Origin of the sequence: Vibrio mexicanus (genome assembly GCF_001012815.1) — a bacterium.
GTDB classification, from domain to species: Bacteria; Pseudomonadota; Gammaproteobacteria; order Enterobacterales; family Vibrionaceae; genus Vibrio; species Vibrio mexicanus.
On record NZ_JYJP01000143.1, the window covers coordinates 125224 to 146548 of the forward strand.

Below are 21325 nucleotides of genomic sequence, written 5' to 3' on the forward strand. Positions count from 1 at the left end.
TCCCTCTTATTGCTATTTATTCAAAGAATAAGGGAGTGAACATCCTTGGAAACTTGGCTCTCCATTGCCAGACAAGTCATTCAATTGTATTGATGAGCAGCGCCAGAGAGGCCAAACTGTGGGACGTAAGATAGCAAATTTAACCTAAAATTAAAATCTGATCATTTTGACCAACATAGCAACTTAAGACGAAAGTTGCATGATTTTCATAAATTAATCCGATGAATTTAGGCCAATATTCACTACTTAAATGTCGTCCCAATGATTAAATAAACGGAATCGAATTGCTCTTCAGTAAAACCATATCCGAACATGACGGGACCGATTGGCGAGTTGATTCCGGCAAACACACTCGCGGCTTGATACAGAGGCGCATCTTGGAAATTGATATCCGGATCAGACCAGACGCCACCATATTCTATAGAGCTACCAATGTAGAGCGGAGAGCTAAACAACCCGAAATCATTATCGAACCAACGGTAACGGTAAACCAGACTTGTAAACGCCAAGTTCTGACCGATTAGGCTATTTCTTGGGATACCAGACAGGTTCAAAAAGCCGCCGATCGTCTTTGGATCTATTGGCAGTGTCGCTTTTTCGTTTTGAACTATGCCCAAGTCCATATTCGCGACTAAAGTATGACGCTCATAAGTGTAAGCACCGATGAACTTGGCGCTCACTTCTGTCACATTATCCGTCGACTGGCTCGGTAGGCCCCAAGGCAAGAGGTATTGGTTTCAGACTTGTCTCTCGAAAGCAGATACTCAGCATCAAAGTACATACCCGAGCGCGGCAAGCTGAAGTCATCAAGAGTGTCGTAACGATAATTGACAAAGCCCCCTCTCGAGTAAAGTCAATGTCACCACAAGCTGGCAAAGTAGAGAGCTCTGCATAGCCTTTGGTGTACCTCAGACCGGCTCTAAATTGACGCCAGAGCTTTTCTTGATAGCCAACCGCCCACTCACCTTCCCATTGTCGATAAGTCACAGGCAAAGTGTTTTTGGTATCTTCCAAACTAGGTGAGAAAAAACCATCAGAGCCAATAGGCGCGTAACGTTTGTCATTACTATAGCCAAAACCAACGGTGGTAAAGAGCTTCTGAGTAGACATTAGCGGAGTGTAAAATTCGGTCTCAATCAGCTTATCAGTGCCCATTTCGAGGTTAGTTCTAAATTCTGCGCCATCCAAACCAATATCGGTGAAATTTAGTGAAAGACCCAATGAATACTGGCTTTCTGTTGCAAAGTCGTCCTCAAGGAAGAAACGCATGTTAGCGTAGTTTGGCCCCCACGATTTTTCGTTCACACTAACAACTAACTTATCTTTGTCATCTTCACGTTCATAGCGATAGGTGATGAGCTCGAAATGGTCGAGAGCATAAAGATCTTGAATGCTTTGCTCTATCTCTTCTGCTTCGTACGCTTGACCAGGCTTGAGCGCCAAGCGGTTACGCAGCAATCTTTCACTGTAGTGCGTGTTGTTTTCAATGACGATCTCGTCGACCAAGATCTCATCGCCATATTCAAGCTTCTTACGGGCCGCCTGTTTTGCATCAATATAATCTTGATAATCGGCTGTCGAGAGAGTGAGTGCCGACAGCTTATCTTCAACCGAACGGACGACCGAGTACCCCTGCTTAAACGCATCGGGCATCTTGTCGAACTCAGTGGTTTCCATCTCTCCCACTTCAGGTCTTAAGAAAAAGTCCTGTTCGCCCAGTGTTGATGCTTGCTGGTTGGTACTTCTTCGAACCAAATAGTTAGATAATTGATCGGCCACAGAGAATATGGTGGTAAACTCGTCTTCGCTTTTGTAATCGGTACTGATATCAACGGCGATAACGATATCCGCCCCCATGGCACGAGCCACATCGACTGGCATATTGTTGGTCACGCCACCATCGACAAGCTGCTTGTCACCAATCGTGTAAGGCGGTAGCGCACCGGGTACAGACATGCTGGCCATCATGGCATCCAACAAGTAGCCCTCAGAAATAATGACAGGCTCAAGCTCTATAATATCGGTCGCAACCGAACGGTAAGGGATAGCAAGCTCATCAAAGGATTCAAATGGCGGCAGGTTTCCGGTGGTTTCACGCAGAATACGCAACATACCCTGCCCCTTAACCACACCACGAGGCAGTTGGATTTCGCTTAAGCTAAACCCAATATTGGGATTGATCTGGTAGCGATCTTCGTACTCTTTATCTCGCACACGGCGCTGGCTGCGATCGACTCGATCGCGATAACCACTTGACCAATCAACGCTGTAGATAAAGCTTTCAATTTCGGCCGCACTCATGCCCGTAGCGTAAAGGCCCCCAATGTAGGCGCCCATACTGGTACCGGTAATGATATCCACCGGAATACGCATCTCTTCCAGTGCCTGCAAGACGCCAATGTGCGCTGCCCCCTTAGCACCGCCACCAGCCAATACCACCGCAACGGTTGGCCTATCCTGATTGGCCACATTAATAGACGTATCTGCAAAGCTAGCACTACTCACTAGCGATGCAGCTACCCACATCATTTTTGTCATTGTTCGCACGAAACCAGCACCTAGATAAAGGAACGAAGTGTATTTCAATTAAATGGTGTGTTGCCTTTAGCAGTTAAACTTAAGTCAACACACCCTCAATATCATAGTCAGAGATACCCATAAAAAGAAGCACTTAATTTGCTAAACGGTGCGCTTTAGTTCCAATCGAATAGGTTCTGTATCCAGCCTTTCGATTGATTTTCACAATGCTGCTTGAACGTCTGATTTACATCCCAAACTGGCAACTTTGTTTGGCTAGCACAGTCTATTTCTAGTGCCCCTTCAGGCAAAGCACGTACGCCCACGGTTGTAATACCTCGTGGCCAAGGGAGAGATAACTTCTCAGGAATTCTCGACTCAAGATAATCGGAATACACTCTTAGCGCCCCACTAGAGCCGGTTAGTTTGGTTGGTTTGTTATCGTCTCGGCCAAGCCAGATAGTCGTTACCTCACGCCCATCGACCCCTACAAACCAGCTGTCTCGAGTATCGTTACTGGTTCCGGTTTTACCGGCAAGCGCCGCCCAAGCAAAACGGTTATTGAGATAACGGCCAGTTCCTTCCATCACGCCACGTTTCATCGCGTAGGTGGTCAGCCAAGCCGCTTGCTGGTCAACGGTCTGTTTAACTCTTGGGATAGATTCGTACAGGACATTACCATCTAAATCGATAACCGAACGCAAGGCCGACAGCTCAGCCTTTCTGCCTGAGTTAGTCAGCGTTTGATACATCTGCGCGACTTGGTATGGCGTCAAAGTGAATGACCCCAAAAACATCGACGGCACAGGCGAATCTCAGCTCTATCAACACCAAGCTTCTCCAGCGTGTTCACTACATTTGGGATACCTAATTGCATACCTAATTGAACCGTTGGCACATTCAAGGAGCGAGAAAGCGCCGAGTATAGCGGAACATCACCTCTAAACTTTCGATCGTAGTTTCTTGGCGACCAAACATTGCCTTGGCTGCCTTTCAAACTGATCGGCTTATCTTGCAGTGTTGTCGCCAGATTGTATTTCTCTGGCTGGCTCAGTGCAGTGAGATACACGGCTGGTTTTGCCAACGAGCCAATTTGTCGGCTGGCGTTCAACGCGCGGTTAAAACCGTCATAGCCAGTTCGCTTACCACCAACCATCGCGCGAATTTCACCACTGTGACGGTCGACCGCAATCGCAGCGGCTTCCAACTCTTTCCCTGCCGTTTTCGCCAGTTGGGGTATGCGAGATGAAATCGCGTTCTCAAGCTCGTGCTGAGAAACCGGGTCGAGCGAGGTAAAGACTCTTAAGCCATTTTGCGACTGAAATGCAGGGCCGACTTTCTCTCTCAACTCAATATTAAGCTGCTGGAAGTATGCTGGCTGGCGACTTGCAATACGAGGGTTGTCCTGAATGTCTAACGGACGATTAGCAGCTTCATCATACTCTGATGCCGTCAAGGTGTTTTGCTGCATCATCAGGCGCAGCACCAAGTCACGACGCTGCTTTGCGCGATCTGGGAAGCGAATAGGATTGTAATACGACGGTCCTTTAACCATGCCGACTAAAAGTGCTAACTGATCAATACGCAATTCTTGAATTGGCTGACCAAAGTAGAGCCGAGAAGCCAGTCCAAAACCGTGAATCGCTTCACCGCCACTTTGACCTAAGTAAACCTCATTCAAATAGGCTTCGAGAATCTGGTCTTTGTCGTAGCGGTAATCGAGAATGATGGCGATGTAAGCTTCCCTAAGCTTGCGCCACAACGTACGCTCACTCGACAAGAAGATATTCTTTGCTAACTGCTGGGTTAAGGTACTGCCCCCTTGCACCGTGCGGCCGGCTTTAGCATTGGCCACTGCTGCGCGAAGTATTGCTACAGGCGACACGCCATCATGCTGATAGAAGTTGCGATCTTCCGTGGCAAGCAGAGCATCCACCATCACCTCAGGGAACTGCTCTCTGCGTAGGAAAAGGCGCTGCTCTGGCGTATTTCTCTCAAGCATTCCAAGCATCTTAGGCTCAATCCGCAGATACCCGAGATCGCCTCGTTGATCCAAAGATTGAATACGCTGTAAGCCTGATTGATCAAAGTGCAGCATGACGTGTCTGTCCGCTTCCGGTCCATCAGAAAACTCAAACGGACGACGAATCAATTCAACACGTGTGGAAGAGGCAGAGTATTCACCCGCATAACGTGGTGAGCGCACTTTTCGATAGTTGAGGACATCAAGTTCATTGGTCAGCTCTTTCAGCGAAAGAGTGTCGCCCGGAGAAAGATGCAAAATTCGCGCATAGACCACAGTCGGCAAATCAAACAGCTGGCCTTCAAAGCGCTGCTTAACCACGCTGTCTAGATAAATACCAACGAACAAAAGCACGGAAAACAGTGCCAAGGCACTCTTCCATGTAATTCCCCATAGCTTTTGCTTCCACGAACGTTTGTTTGCTGCACTTTTCTTCGACGGACTTTTCTTGGCAGTAGAGCGGCGCGGCGATTTTTTCGCTGCAGCTTTACTAGCAGTTTTCTTCGTCGTTCGCTTGGTTGTCGGCTTCTTCGAGGTTGGCTTTTTAGGCGTTGTCATTATTTGTCCAACTGTCGTTTCGTTTTGGTTGTTGCTACGTGATTTGCAGGATCGTCTGGCCAAACGTGTTTTGGATAGCGTCCCTTCATCTCTTTTTGCACTTCCTTGTAAGACCCTGCCCAAAAACTGGCAAGATCTCGCGTTAGCTGAAGTGGCCTTTGTGCGGGTGAAAGCAGCTCTAACACCACTTTCTTTGTCCCTTGAGCAATTTCAGGTGAACTTTGCTCACCGTACATCTCTTGCATTCTGACCGATAACAGTGGCTCATGACCCACTTGATAGCGAATGCGCTTGTTGGAGCCGGTCGGCACTCGGTAATGCGTCGGCAACCACGTGTTAATTTCTTGATTGAGCGGCCATCCCAAGCGCGCTTCTAAAGCCTCTTTCACTGAAAGCTTGGCCAACTGTTTAACTGACTTAATGCCATTCATATAAGGCGTTAACCACGCTTCTAGATCATCCAGTAAGCTTTGATCATCCATACTTGGCCAAGACTCATTCGGCAGCCACTCGATTGCACAGCGAACACGCTCAAGGTACTCGTTATCGCTTTCCTTCCACTCTAGTACTGAAAGGCCTTTACGACGGATAAAATTAAGTAAAGCTTGCGTCATTTTTTCGCCATCAGGCGCTGGAAGGTCGCGCGTTTTTATCACTAACTTACCCAACGTTAGGCGCTGCTGAGCCACGAGCGAGCCTCTGTTTTCATCCCAATCGACGTGCTCTTGGTCATAAAAAGCATCAGGGAAACACTCTGCTAGCTCATCGATATCGACTTTCACCGCTCGAAACACTTGGCTTGCATCTCGCCCTGTACGCATTAAGTCAAAAGCAACGACATAGGCTTCATCAGACAGGGTTTGCTCATTACTGAGCTCCGCGCCATGGCCGTTAGCGAGTCGAAAAGCACTATGGGAAGCTCCAGCACTGCGTCGCTGAGCAATTCGGTCAGGGTAAGCAAGTGATAACGCTAAACCTAATTCGCTCTCTTCTACTTTTTCCAATGAGAAAGAGACTTTGAGTTTATTCGCCAACTGTTTCGCTCGCGTTAATACCCGTCGTCCATTGCTGTGCTTACCGATGGATAGTCGGTGCAGGCTGTATTGCAAATCCAACATGTTGCGTTCAGGCTCTTCCACTAACGCCGCAGCAGCAATCGCTGTTTGCAGCATACTTGGGCCTTGGGATTTTGCTCGGACTAACATGCTGGCTAATCGTGGCTCTATACCTAATGAGTATGCCTCGCGGCCTTGAGGAGTAAGTTGCCCCGCTTCATCAATTAACTGCAATTGAACAAGAAGTGATTGCGCTTGAGAGAAAGCGGCTTGAGGAGGTAAATCCAACCATCGTAACCCTGAAGGATCTTGCTCCCCCAGTTAATAAGCTCCATCACTAGTGAACTTAGGTCGGTGTGGAGTATTTCTGCGCTCGGAACCTTAGGCTGTTGATTAAGCTGCTGTTCGCTGTATAGGCGGCAGCAAAAACCTGCTTCTATCCGTCCTGCACGGCCTGCGCGTTGATGAGCGGATGATTGGGCAATACGTACTTGTTCTAACTTAGTGATACCGGTTTTAGGGTCGAACTTCGCGACTCTTTCTAAGCCGGAATCGACAACGATTCGAATGCCTTCGATGGTCAAGGACGTTTCGGCAATATTCGTTGCCAATACCACTTTGCGACGTGCTTGCTCCGCCGGAGCAATCGCTTTTTGCTGCTGAGCGTAGTCGAGCTGTCCATACAAAGGGCAAACATCGATATCACTGGGCAAATCTAGCTGCTCTTCCAGTTGACGAATCGCGCCAGTACCCGGCAGAAATGCCAGCAATGATCCTGACTGCGTGCTCATTAACTGACGAATGGTTTCCGCCATTTTAGGCACTAATCGATCGTTAACAGCCAGTGGTTTGTAACTGTAATCAATAGGGAAACTGCGGCCTTGCGACTCAATGTATTTCGCATCTGGCATCAAAGCCTGCAACGCCTCCTGATCTAAAGTCGCCGACATTACCACCAATTTAAGATCGTCGCGCAAGGCTTCTTGGATCTCTAAACACAGTGCTAAGCCCATATCCGCATGAATACTTCTCTCATGAAATTCGTCAAAGATGATCGCGTCAATACCTGTGAGCTCTGGGTCTGATTGAATCATTCTTGTCAGGATCCCTTCCGTCACAATCTCAAGTTGAGTTTGATCACTCACCTTAGATTCACCTTTGACTCGATACCCGACTCGCTGACCCACTGACTCAGCCAACTGCTTAGACAGATAAGTAGCTATATTGCGCGCAGCCAAACGTCTTGGTTCTAGCATAATAATTCGCCCTTGAACCGCACTTCGCTTAACCAACTGGAGTGGGAAGTAGGTCGACTTACCCGCACCGGGTTCTGCTTTTAAGATTGTTTGGTGACAAGAGCGGATTGAATCAAGAAGATCATCAATAACGCTTTCAATAGGTAAAGTGTGAGAAGGAGCTTGTGACAATGGGCTATCCCTATGATTTAATATCGAGACTATTGTACATAAAAACAGTAATAAAATGCACTTCAAACCTTCTTTACAAGCGGGAACGCTCATCAAGCGTTACAAGCGCTTTCTTGCGGATATTGAACTTTCCGATGGCGAAGTTCGTACTATTCACTGCGCCAACACCGGTGCTATGACGGGGTGTGCAACGCCGGGCGACACTGTGCTTTATTCCACTTCTGATAACGCCAAGAGAAAGTACCCAAATAGTTGGGAGCTAACTCAGACACAAACGGGTCACCACATTTGTGTCAACACCGCACGCGCAAATCAACTGGCGGTCGATGCAATAAACAACGGCGTGATAAAAGAGCTGCAAGGCTATAACGAGCTGAAAACTGAAGTGAAGTATGGCAGTGAAAATAGTCGCATCGATATCTTGCTCAATAGCCAAGATAAGCCACACTGTTATGTAGAAGTGAAAAGCGTGACTCTGTTGGATGACACCGAAGAAGATGGACAGGGCTACTTCCCTGATACAGTGACAACTCGAGGTCAAAAGCACCTGCGGGAGCTCACAGAAATGGCAAATAATGGAAGCAGAGCGGTACTTTTGTTTACTGTTTTACATTCAGGCATTGAAAAAGTTTCGGCTGCCCACCATATAGATGCCAATTATTCGAAATTATTGGACCAAGCAATACAACAAGGTGTGGAGGTACTGTGCTACAAAGCAGAGTTCTCCGAAGATGGCTTCTCTCTCAAATCTGCTGTTGAATTTATCAATAACAGTAAAAAAGTGATGCCACCTTCACAATGACAATAAGATTAGTTTCCTAGAATTGCCACCTCAGTTTGTTTTTGCTATAGATACCCGCCTTAAATTGACTGCTCAAGCAGTTGACTAGGTGTTAGTAGGAGTTGCTGCATGCCAGAATCAAAGAAAAAAGCGCTAGGCATCCTAGCCATTGCAGGTGTTGAGCCTTATCAAGAAAAGCCGGGTGAAGAGTACATGTCACCTGAGCAGATGGCTCATTTTACAAAGATTTTAGAAGCTTGGCGTAATCAGCTTAGGGAAGAAGTAGAACGCACGGTTCATCACATGCAAGATGAAGCGGCTAACTTCCCAGACCCTGTCGACCGCGCTTCGCAAGAAGAAGAGTTCAGCCTAGAGTTGCGTAACCGTGACCGCGAGCGTCGCTTGATCAAGAAGATTGAGAAAACGCTGACTAAGATCGAAGAAGACGATTTTGGTTTCTGTGAGTCATGTGGTGTGGAAATCGGCATCCGCCGTCTAGAAGCACGCCCTACTGCAGACCTTTGTATTGACTGTAAAACACTTGCAGAAATCAAAGAAAAACAGATGCAAGGCTAACGAAGTCGAGTCATAAGAAAGGGAGCTTACGCTCCCTTTTTGTTGTTTTTATACCCTTTGAATTTGTTGTTTTTTGGGGCTGCTGCGCCCATACAGGTTAAACACATATGAGTTACATCGGCCGATTTGCACCCTCTCCTTCTGGCCCACTTCACTTTGGTTCTCTCGTTGCCGCGCTCGGCAGCTACTTTCAGGCGAAGTCTCAGCAAGGCAAATGGTTGGTTCGCATTGAAGACATCGACCCACCACGAGAAGTTGAAGGTTCGGCAGAGTTAATCTTACAGGCACTCAAGGCTTATGAGCTCAATTGGGATGATGAAGTCACTTATCAAAGTGACCGCCACAATCTGTACCAACAGCAGATCGATAAATGGCTAGCAAACGGCCAGGCATATTACTGCCAATGCACTCGAAAACAGATCAAACAATCAGGTGGATATTACCTTGGCACGTGTCGAAATAATCCACCTAACAATGTTGATGAGTGCGCGATTCGCTTGCGCATGGATCATCCGGTCAATCAGTTTACCGACCTTAGACATGGCGACATGCTCATTCCTAATGCGCTCGCACAAGAAGACTTCATCATCAAACGACGCGATGGCCTTTATGCTACAACCTAGCGGTTGTCATAGATGACATAGAGCAAGGCATAACAGAGATAGTACGAGGCGCCGATCTCATCGAGCCCACAGGGCGACAAATCAGTTTGTATAAAACTCTTAACGTTGAGCCCGTAAACTATCTGCACTTGCCACTCGCAATGGATGAAAATGGCAATAAGCTGTCCAAGCAAAATCATGCAACGGCGATTGATATCAACAACCCAAAACCGACGCTGCTAATGGCAATGACGTTTCTAGGCTTTCAATTGCCACATGACATTGAAGCTAAAACAGTCAGCGAAATCATTGCTTGGGGAAGCCAGAATTGGCGCATTGTTCAACTGCCTGATTCGACCAAGATCACAGCAAAGTTCTCAAATGAGGCTGTGTAAGCTATTATTAGCCGCAAAATTCATCCTCACTGGGTGATAACACGTATACCAACAGAGATTGGCTAAGCCGATCTTTAATAGAATTTAGATGAAAAACAACGACCAAACACAAAGCGAGACTACCGTGTATCCAGAACTTTCACTGAATATCATTGCTCGCCAAGAGCACAATGTTTCGCGAAAAAAAATCAGCGACAATGCACTAAAAGTTCTCTACCGATTAAACGGTGCAGGCTTTGACGCATACCTTGTGGGTGGTGGCGTACGCGACTTGCTACTTGGTCAGTCTCCAAAAGATTTTGATATTGCGACCAACGCAACCCCAGAGCAAATCAAGCAACTGTTTCGCAACTGCCGTCTAATTGGCCGTCGCTTTCGTCTAGCACACATCATGTTTGGTCGAGACATTATTGAGGTGGCGACATTCCGTGGTCACCATCAAGAACCAAGCAAGAATGTTTCCGCTCAATCCAAAGAAGGAATGCTGCTACGCGATAACGTCTATGGCACCATCGATGAAGATGCCGAACGTCGCGATTTCTCAATTAACGCGATGTACTACAGCATCAGCGATTACAGCATTCACGACTACGCGGGTGGCGTTGAAGACCTTGAAGACCGATTAATTCGTCTTATTGGCGATCCTGATACGCGCTACCGCGAAGATCCCGTGCGCATGCTGCGCGCGATTCGTTTTGCAGCCAAACTGGATTTCGACATCGAAGAAGATACTGCAGAACCGATTGAGCACCTTGCCCATCTTCTGCAAGATATTCCGTCAGCAAGACTCTATGAAGAGTCATTGAAACTGCTGCAATCGGGCTATGGCTTGGAAACCTACCACCTAATGCGTGAGTACAATCTATTCCAACAGCTATTCCCTGTGTTGGCCGAGCACTTCACTGAAGACTACTCTTCTCCGACCGAGCTGATGCTGGATCTCGTCCTAGATTCGACAGACATTCGCATTGAAGAAGGCAAGCGCATTAACCCTGCGTTTATGTTTGCCGCCATGCTGTGGTATCCGCTAAACAGCCTTGCTGAGTCATTAATGACAGATCGTAAGCTCGGGCATTACGATGCGATCATGGAAGCCAGCAACATCATCCTCGATCAGCAAGTAAAAACCATTGCAATCCCTCGTCGACACACGGCAACTATCCGTGAGATCTGGCAACTTCAACTGCGCTTACCTCGCCGTAATGGCAAACGTGCATTCCGCTTGATGGAACTGAACAAATTCCGTGCGGGCTACGACTTCCTTGAGATGCGCGGCGAAGTTGAAGGCGAAGAGACAGAACAGCTCGCTAAATGGTGGGAAACGTTCCAAAACGCTGGCCGCAACATGCGCCAAGCCATGGTTGCAGATGTTGATAGCTCAAGCTCTGCATCCAAATCAGGCCGTCGCCGCAAGACTTACCGCAAGAAGAAGAGTAAACCAGAATCATGATCACCGCCTACATCGCCGTGGGCAGCAATCTATCTGATCCTGTCACGCAAGCTAATGACGCCATTGAAGCCCTAAAGCAGCTGCCAAAGAGTCAGTTTGTCAGTAGCTCTTCGCTTTACTCAAGTACGCCGATGGGGCCTCAAGACCAACCGGATTACATCAATGCGGTGGTCGCTATCCAAACCGAATTAACGCCTCTTGAACTGCTCGATTGCACTCAAGCTATCGAGTTAGAGCAAGGGCGTGTCCGCAAAGATGAACGTTGGGGGCCAAGAACCCTCGATCTCGATATCATCTTATACGGCAATGAGGTGATCGATTCCGAACGTCTAACCGTTCCACATTATGGAATGAAAGAGCGCGAATTCGTGCTCTACCCGCTCGCAGAAATCGCACCAAGTTTAACTCTCCCTGACGGGACTGACCTGCAAACGCTGCTCAAAGTAGTCGATAGAAACGGGCTCAGTACTTGGCAATCATAGCCAACTCCTAGTAAGGAATACCCATGAAAAAAATTACCATCAACGACCTTATCAAATGTAAAAAAGAGGGTCGAAAGTTCGCGACTTCTACAGCCTATGACGCAAGCTTTGCGCAGCTGTTCGAAAGCCAAAACATGCCCGTTCTTCTTGTTGGAGACTCTTTGGGCATGGTACTACAAGGCAAAACTGATACCTTGCCTGTTACCGTCGATGACGTGGCTTACCATACGCGCTGTGTGCGCGCAGGCAGCCCGAACTGCTTGCTAATGGCTGATATGCCATTCATGAGCTACGCAACGCCTGAGCAAGCGTGTGAGAACGCAGCAACGCTAATGCGTGCAGGCGCGAACATGGTGAAACTTGAAGGTGGTGACTGGTTAGTTGATACCGTCAAAATGCTTACTGAGCGCGCAGTTCCGGTATGTGCTCACCTAGGCTTGACGCCTCAGTCGGTCAACATTTTCGGCGGCTATAAAGTTCAGGGCCGCGAGCAAGAGAATGCCGACCGTATGGTAAAGGATGCCCTAGCACTTCAAGAAGCTGGCGCACAAATTATTCTGCTTGAATGTGTTCCAGCAGGCTTAGCCGCTCGAATTACCGAAGTACTTGATGTGCCAGTCATTGGTATCGGTGCCGGTAATCAAACTGACGGTCAGATCTTAGTTATGCACGATATGTTTGGTATTTCGGCGAACTACATGCCAAAATTCTCGAAAAACTTCTTAGCTGAAACAGGCGATATGCGCAAAGCGGTAGCGAAATACATTGAAGATGTAGAAAGTGCTGCGTTCCCAGATGACGCTCATACCATCGCCTAATTTAACGGTCTATAAGGATTGAAGATGCAGACATTTGCTGAGATTAGCGCTCTGAGAGAGCAAATCAAACAGTATAAACGTGAAGGTAAGAAAATAGCGTTTGTCCCAACTATGGGCAACCTGCATGAAGGACACCTGACACTCGTACGCAAAGCGCGCGAGCACGCCGATGTGGTTGTAGTGAGTATCTTTGTTAATCCAATGCAGTTTGAACGTGCAGACGATTTAGCAAACTACCCGCGTACCTTAGACGACGACCTAAGCAAACTAACGGCGGAAGCTGTCGAGATTGTCTTTACTCCAACACCAGAGATCATGTACCCAGAAGGTTTGGATAAGCAGACCTTCGTTGAAGTCCCTGGTCTTTCAACCATGCTTGAAGGCGCATCACGCCCGGGTCATTTCCGCGGCGTGGCAACAATTGTGACTAAGCTATTCAACATCGTTCAACCTGATGTTGCTTGCTTTGGCGAGAAAGACTTCCAACAGCTGGCGGTTATTCGTCAGATGACGCTTGATCTGGCAATGGACATCGAGATAGTTGGTGTGCCTACTGTTCGTGAAATGGATGGCCTAGCAATGAGCTCACGCAATGGTTTGTTAACCATGGATGAGCGCCAACGTGCGCCAGTGCTAGCAAGAACCATGCGTTGGATCAGCAGTGCGATTCGTGGTGGCCGTGACGATTACGCATCGGTCATTGAAGATGCCAGCGATCAGCTTAGAGCTGCAGGCCTACAACCTGATGAGATCTACATTCGTGATGCCCGAACACTGCAAGCTGTCACCGCAGAATCAAGCCAAGCGGTTATTCTGATGTCGGCTTTCCTCGGCCAAGCCCGACTCATTGATAACCAAGTGGTTGAAATGGTTGTTGAAAGCAAAGAAGAAGAGTCTGTTGAGACGACTTCTGACAGTGAATAGACCGTAGTTCCAGATTACCTATTCTATGAATATCAAAAGGGGTGATGCATCGCATCACCCCTTTTCTATTCTTATTAACGTGTTATACCAGTGTAAGTAAATGCACTACCGCTTATGAACGTAGTCCAATGCCTTTGGTCACCAAGTAATGTGCAATGGCATAAAGCACTACGACAAACACGCCAAGTACACCAAACGAAGTCACGATACCTACATCTGATACGCCCAAAAAGCCGTAACGGAACGCATTCACCATGTACACAATTGGGTTAATCTTCGATACACCCTGCCAGAACTCCGGCAGCAGGCTGATTGAGTAGAAAACGCCGCCCAAGTAGGTCAATGGTGTGAGCACAAAGGTTGGAATGATTGAGATATCATCAAACGTACCTGCAAATACGGCGTTGATCAGGCCGCCAAGAGAAAACACCACCGAGGTTAAGAAAACCGTGGCAATGATAATGCCCCAGTGCTCAACTTGCAGGTCGACGAAAAACAGCGACACAAAGGTCACGATCGCCCCACCAGCAAGCCACGTACAACACCACCCATCACAAAGCCAGCGATGATCACATAGTTTGGCACTGGAGCCACTAAGAGCTCTTCAATGTTTTTCTGAAACTTAGCACTGAAAAATGACGAAGCAACATTGGAATAGGAGTTGGTGATCACCGACATCATAATCAGGCCAGGAACAATGTATTCCATATAGCTGAAGCCGTTCATCTCTCCAATTCGAGAGCCAATCAAATTACCAAAGATAATGAAATAGAGCGTCATGGTAATTGCAGGTGGAACCAGCGTTTGCACCCAAATTCGCGTAAAACGGTTTACTTCTTTTGTTAACAGGCTAACGAATGCCGTCCAGTACAAACTATACATTCTTGCTCTCCTCACGCTGCTCTTTCACTATGCTGACGAACAGCTCCTCTAGGCGGTTTGCTTTGTTACGCATCGACAGCACTTTAACGCCTGATTCGGTCAATTGGCTAAAGACATGGTTCAAACCATCGCTCTTTTCAATCTCGATCTCTAATGAGCCCTTTTCGACCTTCTGAGAATTCACACCCGCTAACTGCGGAACCTTTTCCACATTTTCGATATCGAGAATAAAGGTCTCTACATGAAGCTTATTCAGCAGCGATTTCATCGTGGTGTTTTCAATTAATTCCCCACGATTGATGATGCCGATATTGCGACATAGCATCTCCGCCTCTTCTAGGTAGTGAGTCGTCAAGATAATGGTAATACCTTGCTTTTCATTGATCTCTTTAAGGAATTCCCACATAGAGCGACGAAGTTCGATGTCTACCCCCGCGGTAGGCTCATCCAATATCAGCAGTTGAGGCTCATGCATTAACGCACGTGCAATCATCAAACGACGCTTCATACCACCCGACAGATTACGAGCCCGCTCGCTGCGCTTCTCCCAAAGGTCGAGTTTAGATAGGTACGTTTTAGCGCGCTCTTTTGCCAGCGTTCGTGACACGCCATAGTAGCCAGCTTGCTGCAGAACGATCTGCTCGACGGTTTCAAACTGGTTGAAGTTGAACTCTTGCGGCACTAAACCTAAATTCTGTTTGGCCAACTCCAAATCTGTATCAATATCAAGGCCAAATACTCGCGCTTTACCACTGGTTTTATTCACCAAGGATGAAATGATGCCGATCGTGGTCGACTTACCCGCGCCATTTGGCCCCAACAATGCGTAGAAGTCCCCTTTCTCCACCTTCAGGCTAACGCCCTTTAAAGCTTCAAAACCACCCGAATAGGTTTTACGAAGCTGATCAATCTCTAATGCATACATAAATTGCACGACTCTCTTCACTAGTGTTGAGTAACAAATGCTAACAACATTCTCAATTTTCAACCCTATATTAGTAATTAATAATAAAAAAGCGCAGAAGATCGTCTTCTGCGCTTTTTCTTAATCAAGTTGTACAGAGCTTATTTAAAAGGTAGCTGCTCAATGACGGCTTCATCATTTTGCTCGACATGTTTAATTGCCGCATTCAGTGCTTCGTAACGGAATTTAAACGTGTTTCCATCCGGCACCTGATCGATAACCTTGAATTTCTCTAGCTGCTCTCTCGTCTTCTCGTTCGGGCACAATAAGTAAACGCTACATTGAGCGTCCAACGCATCCTGTATCGCATTCTCTAGAGCAAGACCAACTGTGACGTCAATCATTGGCACGTCGGTCAAATCAAGTATCATCACTTCGTAGTCACTAATACTGGTGTGCTGCCTTGAAATCGCCTTAGAAACGCTGAAAATCATCGGCCCAGACAAGTAGAAAAACAGAACTTTACCATTGGCTTTATCAAGTAGGCCTCTTTCGCTATCGGTAAGAGGCAGATCGTCATCGTCGGCATCACTGATTGCTTTAACCTGACGCGCTTGCTCGCGACTCAGGCGTTCAATGATAATGATGTTTGAAATAAAGACGCCAAGACCAACCGCTGCAATCAGGTCAACAAACACCGTGAGCAGCATGACACCGTACATGATCGCCATACCCGCAAAGCTAACTTTGTGAGCGCGCTGGATGAAACTCCAATCGAGGATGTTGAAACCAACATACACCGCGATACCTGCCAGTACTGCCATCGGAATTGGCTCGGTAAGACCACCAGCAACCAATACAACTAACGCCAATACTAATGCGCGAGTCACACCTGATAGCGGTGAACGTGCACCGACTTGAATGTTAGTCACCGTACCCATAGTTGCACCCGCGCCGGGTAGCGCACCGAACAGGCCTGAGATCATGTTTGCAAGACCTTGGCCGCGTAGCTCTTTATCTGAGTCGTGTTCTTTACGCGTTAGTGAGTCGCCGATAACCGCCGTCAATAGAGTATCAATACAACCTAACGTACCAAGCACTAACGCATCAATCACCATTTCGGTAAAGACATCTGCGCCAAAGTGAGGAATCACTAACGAAGGTAGACCTGCTGGAATCTCACCAATACGACGAATATCGTCTGTCCCGAACATCATCACTGACAGGATGGTAACCGCAACTAAAGCCACAAGCTGGGCGGGTACATATCGACGATAAGCTTTCGGGAACAAGAACAAAATAGCCAGCGTCAGTATGCCCAAGAACAGCTCACTGAACTTCATGTTCTCAATAATTTCAGGCAATGCAGTGAGCGTTCCCATTACTCCACCAGCAGGCGCTGCTTGTCCAAGCAGTGGGGATAATTGAAGAATGATCAAGATAACGCCGATACCCGACATGAAGCCCGATACCACGCTATAAGGCATTAGGGTAACGTATTTACCAAGTTTGAGGGTTCCGAGAAGAATCTGGAATGCACCCGCCATCATGACGACGGTAAAGGTCATCGCCATGCCAGTTTCTGGGTATTTCGCCATCATACTGGTCAGTACGGCGGTCATGATTACCGTCATTGGGCCCGTAGGCTCAGAGATCAGGGTATTCGAACCACCAAAGAGGGCGGCAAAGAAGCCCACCATGATTGCGCCCCACAGACCAGCTTCTGCGCCAGCACCTGAAGCAACACCAAAAGCGAGTGCGAGAGGTAATGAGATGATAGCGGTTGTTACACCACCGAAGAGATCACCTTTAAGGTTTATATCATCAAAACGACGTCCAAACACAATTCAGCTCCCTGCTGATAGACAAACAAACGGCATCACTTTAACAAATCTTATATAAGGAAACTAAACTTAAAATAAGATTTATTCTCTTGGCTTTATAACTAAACAACATAAATTTAACTATCTTTATGATTTTCTATGCAAGAACTAGTCAGATGAGTACATTTTCATGCATTTTAATCAAGATAGCCTTATCAACATTGTGTATAGTATCGGCAGTAAATCGAGGATTTTTTTATGCCGGAAATTAAACAGCTTTTTGAAAACAACTCAAAGTGGTCAGATTCTATCAAGTCCGAGAAACCTGAATTTTTCGCCAAACTAGAAGAAGGCCAAAGTCCAGATTTTTTGTGGATTGGTTGTTCCGATAGCCGTGTACCCGCAGAGCGATTAACCGGTCTCTACTCTGGTGAGTTGTTTGTACACCGAAATGTTGCCAACCAAGTCATTCATACCGACTTAAACTGTTTGTCTGTCGTGCAATACGCAGTCGATGTTCTTAAAGTCAAACACATCATCGTTTGTGGTCACTATGGCTGTGGTGGTGTGAATGCAGCGATTGAAAACCCAAGACTTGGACTCATCAATAACTGGATACTTCACATTCGTGATCTCTTCTTAAAACATCGCAATCACCTGAACCGACTTCCAGAAGAAAAATGGGCGGATAAGCTTTGTGAGATCAATGTCGCCGAGCAAGTCTATAACCTAGGTAACTCGACCATTTTACAGAGCGCATGGGAGCGAGGACAAAAAGTTGAAGTTCATGGTGTCGTGTATGGAATTGGAGACGGTAAGTTGGAAGATTTAGGCGTGGGTTGCTCGAGTAACGAAACCCTTGAACTTAACTTTCACTCTGCAATGGAAAAAATTCTTCACTCCGATGTTCTAAAATAATTCCACCTGTAGACTCGGACGCTTGATCAAAAAAATGCCCACATGATGTGGGCATTTTTGTATCTATTAGCGAGTGGCTTAAGGTTACTCTTGAGGAACCACTTTACCAATATACGGCAGATGACGATATTTTTGAGCGTAATCGATACCCACACCAACAACAAACTCATCTGGAATCTCAAAACCGATCCATTTCGCATCCACTTCAACTTCGCGACGTGATGGCTTATCAAGTAATGTACAAATTTGGATAGACTTAGGTTCACGAAGAGACAGGATCTCTCTCACCTTGCTCAGCGTGTTGCCTGTATCAATGATGTCTTCCACTAGAAGGATATCTTTGCCTTTGATGTCGTCGTCTAGATCTTTCAAGATACGAACATCGCGAGAGCTCTCCATGCTATTTCCGTAGCTAGAAGCTGTCATGAAATCAACTTGATGAGTCACTTCAATCGCACGCGCAAGGTCTGCCATGAATACAAATGAGCCACGTAGTAGCCGATCATGACCAAGTCTTCACTGCCTTTATAGTGCTCTGTAATTTGCTGCCCTAGCTCTTTAACGCGATCACTCACTTCCTGCTCAGTGATCATAACTTCAACTGTATGTTTCATACCTGTCTCACATTGTTAGTGGCTTACGAGAATCTATAGAGTGTAGCCACAATAGGATTAGTTGGCCGCTAGTTTAACATCCATAAACTATGGCGTTAACCGTTTCAGTTACATCCTTATTGAGAAATAGGTCACTTAAAGAGACTTTAATTGTTCAATTTTTATTAAAATTGTTGATAAATCCGCCACTCCATATTGACCTCCTGGCATATGCACCATTACACTCATAGAGCTTTGAGCAAATTATAAAACAATAAATAGAGCGATACGCTCATTACAACGTTAAAAAATGGCAAGGAAATAAACTCATGGACTCAATTGAAAAAAGGCCGCGTACGCGCCTGTCACCTCAAAAGCGCAAACTACAGCTAATGGAGATCGCGCTAGAAGTTTTTGCTAAACGTGGCATTGGCCGAGGTGGTCACGCTGACATCGCAGAGATTGCACAAGTCTCGGTTGCAACAGTGTTTAACTACTTCCCAACTCGCGAAGATTTAGTCGACGACGTACTCAATCATGTTGTACGTCAGTTCTCAAACTTTCTTTCTGACACCATCGACCTTGATGTTCACGCTAAAGAGAATCTAGCCAACATCACCAATGGCATGACTCGTTTAGTAGTTAACGACTGTCATTGGCTGAAAGTTTGGTTCGAGTGGAGCGCATCGACTCGTGACGAAGTATGGCCACTGTTCGTAACCACTAACCGTACTAACCAAATGCTGGTTCAAAACATGTTTGTCAAAGCGATTGAGCGTGGTGAAGTCTGTGCCGAGCACGATCCTGCAGATCTAGCAACGCTTTTCCACGGCATTTGTTACTCTCTGTTCGTTCAATCTAACCGTATCCAGAATGAAGCGGCGCTAGAGAAACTGACTCAGAGCTACCTTGATATGCTGTGCATTTACCAGCATGCCGAAGAGTCTGTAACAGGCTAAACACCTTATATAAAGCAACTAAGGCTTGCCTATCGGTAAGCCTTTTTTGTTTGATGCCATTCCCAATGGAACCAGCATGGTCTGCAAAAACAAAAAGCCGCTGACTGTTCAGCGGCTTTTCTTATCAGATTGAGAAACTTAGTCTCTAAGAAAATTACTTTTTCTTTTTCACTGCTTTCTTATTTGGAAGGTCAGTGATAGAACCTTCGAATACTTCAGCAGCAAGACCAACAGACTCATGCAGAGTTGGGTGAGCGTGAATTGTTAGAGCGATGTCTTCAGCGTCACAACCCATCTCGATTGCTAGGCCGATTTCACCTAGAAGCTCACCACCGTTAGTACCAACGATAGCACCACCAATTACACGGTGAGTGTCTTTGTCGAAGATCATCTTCGTCATACCGTCTGCACAGTCAGATGCGATTGCACGGCCTGACGCTGCCCATGGGAAAGTAGCCACTTCGTAGTTGATGCCTTCCGCTTTCGCTTCTTTCTCAGTCTTACCAACCCATGCCACTTCTGGCTCAGTGTAAGCAATTGAAGGAATAACTTTAGGGTCGAAGTAGTGCTTCTTACCAGAGATAACTTCAGCAGCCACGTGGCCTTCATGCACACCTTTGTGAGCAAGCATTGGTTGACCAACCACATCACCGATAGCGAAGATGTGTGGAACGTTAGTACGCATCTGTTTATCAACGTTGATGAAGCCACGCTCGTCGATTTCTAGACCCGCTTTTTCACCGTCGATTAGCTGACCATTTGGTACACGACCAATAGCAACAAGAACCGCATCGTAACGCTCAGCTTCTGCTGGTGCTTTTTTGCCTTCCATTGAAACGTAGATACCGTCTTCTTTCGCTTCAACTGCTGTTACTTTAGTTTCAAGCATTAGCTTGAACTTGTCTTTGATACGCTTAGTGTAAACTTTAACGATGTCTTTATCCGCAGCTGGGATAACTTGGTCAAACATCTCTACTACGTCTACTTTAGAACCTAGAGAGTGGTAAACCGTACCCATTTCTAGACCGATGATACCACCACCCATGATAAGCAGTTTTTCTGGTACTTCTTTCAGCTCTAGCGCATCCGTTGAATCCCAAATACGTGGGTCTTCATGTGGAATGAATGGCAGTTTAATTGGGCGAGAACCCGCAGCAACGATAGCGTTGTCGAAGTTTACAACTGTCGACTCACCTTCGCCTTCTACTAGGATAGAGTTAGGGCCAGTAAACTTACCGTAGCCGTTAACCACTGTTACGTTACGCATCTTAGCCATACCGCCAAGACCGCCAGTCAGTTGGTTAACCACTTTTTCTTTCCAGATACGGATCTTGTTAATGTCTGTTTGTGGTTCGCCGAAAACTACGCCGTGATCAGCCATAGCTTTTGCTTCTTCGATAACTTTAGAAACGTGAAGAAGGGCTTTTGATGGAATACAACCAACGTTTAGACATACACCGCCAAGAGTGCTGTAACGTTCAACTAATACTGTTTCTAGACCTAAGTCTGCACAACGGAATGCAGCTGAGTAACCAGCAGGACCAGAACCAAGTACAACAACTTGGGCTTTAATTTCTTTGCTCATTGTGACCTCTTGTAGTCATTATCCCTAACAGGCTGAGAAGGTATTCTTAAATT

11 protein-coding genes and 6 pseudogenes are annotated in these 21325 nt (G+C 46.6%); 9 read left to right on the forward strand and 8 right to left on the reverse strand.

The genetic code is table 11. The annotated features are described in order from the left end of the window. Positions 1 to 242 precede the first annotated feature (242 nt). From UA76_RS21200 to hrpB, 3 pseudogenes are all read right to left on the reverse strand, one after another. A pseudogene (locus UA76_RS21200) lies at positions 243 to 2529 on the reverse strand (patatin-like phospholipase family protein). A 164-nt stretch (positions 2530 to 2693) separates the two neighbouring features. After that, positions 2694 to 5098 (reverse strand): annotated as a pseudogene (mrcB, locus tag UA76_RS21205) (penicillin-binding protein 1B). Next, positions 5098 to 7538 (reverse strand): annotated as a pseudogene (hrpB, locus tag UA76_RS21210) (ATP-dependent helicase HrpB). Before hrpB ends, mrcB begins: the two co-directional pseudogenes overlap by 1 nt. A gap of 97 nt (positions 7539 to 7635) precedes the next feature. Here hrpB and sfsA point away from each other — a divergent pair. The 7 genes and pseudogenes from sfsA (at position 7636) to panC (ending at position 13608) form a co-directional block, all read left to right on the forward strand. Further along, positions 7636 to 8382 carry a DNA/RNA nuclease SfsA gene (gene sfsA, locus UA76_RS21215; protein ID WP_047049830.1) on the forward strand — a complete coding sequence of 249 codons (747 nt, stop codon included), beginning with the start codon at positions 7636 to 7638 and terminating at the stop codon, positions 8380 to 8382. Between the two features lie 108 nt (positions 8383 to 8490). Further along, complete coding sequence (gene dksA / locus UA76_RS21220; RefSeq protein WP_047049831.1) at positions 8491 to 8937, forward strand: RNA polymerase-binding protein DksA; 447 nt, start codon at positions 8491 to 8493, stop codon at positions 8935 to 8937. A 107-nt stretch (positions 8938 to 9044) separates the two neighbouring features. Then, positions 9045 to 9934 (forward strand): annotated as a pseudogene (gene gluQRS / locus UA76_RS21225) (tRNA glutamyl-Q(34) synthetase GluQRS). An 88-nt stretch (positions 9935 to 10022) separates the two neighbouring features. Next, on the forward strand, positions 10023 to 11384 hold the full coding sequence (pcnB, locus tag UA76_RS21230; protein ID WP_047049832.1) for a polynucleotide adenylyltransferase PcnB: 1362 nt from the start codon (positions 10023 to 10025) through the stop codon (positions 11382 to 11384). Beyond that, positions 11381 to 11866 (forward strand): 2-amino-4-hydroxy-6-hydroxymethyldihydropteridine diphosphokinase, encoded by a 486-nt coding sequence (gene folK, locus UA76_RS21235; protein WP_047049833.1) that lies wholly within the window; start codon positions 11381 to 11383, stop codon positions 11864 to 11866. Before pcnB ends, folK begins: the two co-directional genes overlap by 4 nt. Positions 11867 to 11889: 23 nt before the next feature. After that, positions 11890 to 12684, forward strand: a complete 795-nt coding sequence (gene panB, locus UA76_RS21240) for a 3-methyl-2-oxobutanoate hydroxymethyltransferase (RefSeq protein WP_047049834.1) — start codon at positions 11890 to 11892, stop codon at positions 12682 to 12684. Between the two features lie 24 nt (positions 12685 to 12708). Continuing rightward, positions 12709 to 13608 (forward strand): pantoate--beta-alanine ligase, encoded by a 900-nt coding sequence (gene panC / locus UA76_RS21245; RefSeq protein WP_047049835.1) that lies wholly within the window; start codon positions 12709 to 12711, stop codon positions 13606 to 13608. 112 nt (positions 13609 to 13720) lie between these two features. Here the strand turns inward: panC and UA76_RS21250 are convergent. The 3 genes and pseudogenes from UA76_RS21250 to UA76_RS21260 all read right to left on the reverse strand — a co-directional run bounded on the left by UA76_RS21250 (position 13721) and on the right by UA76_RS21260 (position 17238). Beyond that, positions 13721 to 14490: pseudogene (locus UA76_RS21250) on the reverse strand (ABC transporter permease). Continuing rightward, entirely contained in the window at positions 14483 to 15415 is a 933-nt protein-coding gene (locus UA76_RS21255) for an ABC transporter ATP-binding protein (RefSeq protein ID WP_047049836.1), read from the reverse strand. The pseudogene UA76_RS21250 and the gene UA76_RS21255 overlap by 8 nt, the downstream one beginning before the upstream one ends. Positions 15416 to 15555: 140 nt before the next feature. After that, on the reverse strand, positions 15556 to 17238 hold the full coding sequence (locus tag UA76_RS21260) for a SulP family inorganic anion transporter (protein WP_047049837.1): 1683 nt from the start codon (positions 17236 to 17238) through the stop codon (positions 15556 to 15558). Positions 17239 to 17475: 237 nt separating this feature from the next. Here UA76_RS21260 and can point away from each other — a divergent pair, with 237 nt between their 5' ends. Continuing rightward, the gene (can, locus tag UA76_RS21265) at positions 17476 to 18135 is read left to right on the forward strand and encodes a carbonate dehydratase (protein ID WP_047049838.1); all 660 of its coding nucleotides are present in this window, start codon (positions 17476 to 17478) and stop codon (positions 18133 to 18135) included. A gap of 84 nt (positions 18136 to 18219) precedes the next feature. Here the strand turns inward: can and hpt are convergent. After that, a pseudogene (gene hpt / locus UA76_RS21270) lies at positions 18220 to 18749 on the reverse strand (hypoxanthine phosphoribosyltransferase). Between the two features lie 308 nt (positions 18750 to 19057). Here hpt and UA76_RS21275 point away from each other — a divergent pair. Beyond that, on the forward strand, positions 19058 to 19687 hold the full coding sequence (locus tag UA76_RS21275; RefSeq protein WP_047049839.1) for a LuxR/HapR/OpaR family quorum-sensing transcriptional regulator: 630 nt from the start codon (positions 19058 to 19060) through the stop codon (positions 19685 to 19687). Between the two features lie 154 nt (positions 19688 to 19841). Here UA76_RS21275 and lpdA read toward each other — a convergent pair whose 3' ends face one another. Further along, entirely contained in the window at positions 19842 to 21272 is a 1431-nt protein-coding gene (gene lpdA / locus UA76_RS21280; RefSeq protein ID WP_047049840.1) for a dihydrolipoyl dehydrogenase, read from the reverse strand. Positions 21273 to 21325: the final 53 nt, after the last annotated feature.

What these genes read in the sequence shown, in the direction of transcription:
- sfsA (WP_047049830.1), top strand. Translation starts at nt 7,636, where the DNA reads ATGCACTTCAAACCTTCTTTACAAGCGGGAACGCTCATCAAGCGTTAC.
- dksA (WP_047049831.1), top strand. Translation starts at nt 8,491, where the DNA reads ATGCCAGAATCAAAGAAAAAAGCGCTAGGCATCCTAGCCATTGCAGGT.
- pcnB (WP_047049832.1), top strand. Translation starts at nt 10,023, where the DNA reads ATGAAAAACAACGACCAAACACAAAGCGAGACTACCGTGTATCCAGAA.
- folK (WP_047049833.1), top strand. Translation starts at nt 11,381, where the DNA reads ATGATCACCGCCTACATCGCCGTGGGCAGCAATCTATCTGATCCTGTC.
- panB (WP_047049834.1), top strand. Translation starts at nt 11,890, where the DNA reads ATGAAAAAAATTACCATCAACGACCTTATCAAATGTAAAAAAGAGGGT.
- panC (WP_047049835.1), top strand. Translation starts at nt 12,709, where the DNA reads ATGCAGACATTTGCTGAGATTAGCGCTCTGAGAGAGCAAATCAAACAG.
- UA76_RS21255 (WP_047049836.1), bottom strand. Translation starts at nt 15,415, where the DNA reads ATGTATGCATTAGAGATTGATCAGCTTCGTAAAACCTATTCGGGTGGT.
- can (WP_047049838.1), top strand. Translation starts at nt 17,476, where the DNA reads ATGCCGGAAATTAAACAGCTTTTTGAAAACAACTCAAAGTGGTCAGAT.
- UA76_RS21275 (WP_047049839.1), top strand. Translation starts at nt 19,058, where the DNA reads ATGGACTCAATTGAAAAAAGGCCGCGTACGCGCCTGTCACCTCAAAAG.
- lpdA (WP_047049840.1), bottom strand. Translation starts at nt 21,272, where the DNA reads ATGAGCAAAGAAATTAAAGCCCAAGTTGTTGTACTTGGTTCTGGTCCT.